Annotated in this window: 1 pseudogene; it reads right to left on the reverse strand. The window is 75.4% G+C overall.

Annotation, left to right across the window (positions count from 1 at the left end):
* Positions 1–210 precede the first annotated feature (210 nt).
* Positions 211–570 (reverse strand): annotated as a pseudogene (locus tag IF89_RS45660) (hypothetical protein); the annotation flags it as partial.

Below are 570 nucleotides of genomic sequence, written 5' to 3' on the forward strand. Positions count from 1 at the left end.
AAGACGGCATACGAGATGTAGAGAGGTCTCGTGGGCTCGGAGATGTGTATAAGAGACAGTGCCGGCCGGGTGTCGGGGACGTTCGGTGGGGTGGTGCGGGTTGGGGGTGGGAATTCTTCTTGTGGGTTTTTTCTGGGGTGTTGGGGGTTTTTGTTCGGCGTGTTGCCGGTGTGCGGGTGGCGGGTGCCGGGGTGGGTGGTGCGGGTGGCGCTAGGGACGTTCGGCCGGCAGGGGGTGCAGTGCGGGCCAGCGGGCGAGCATGCGGTGGTGCATGGCGGCGGTGAGGTCGCTCACACCGCTCAGGGCGGGGTGGTCGGCGGTCGTCGCGGCGACGGCCGCGAGGCGGTGCAGCAGGCGCCGGCGGGCGGTGGCGGTGCCCCAGGTCCAGTCCCGGCGGGCGGCCCGGGCCAGGTGGTCGGTGCCGTCGCGGTGGGCCCGCTGGACCAGCGCGTCGCCGCGCAGCAGCCAGCCGGCGCACGCGTCGGCGAGGCCGGCCGAGACACCTGCGGCTCCGGCGGCGGGGGCGCCCGGCCGGCCGGGGGGGGGGGGGGGGGGGGCGGGTGCGGGGGC

Origin of the sequence: Streptomyces sp. NRRL F-2664, from assembly GCF_000719345.1 — a bacterium.
In the GTDB taxonomy this organism is placed as follows: Bacteria; Actinomycetota; Actinomycetes; order Streptomycetales; family Streptomycetaceae; genus Streptomyces.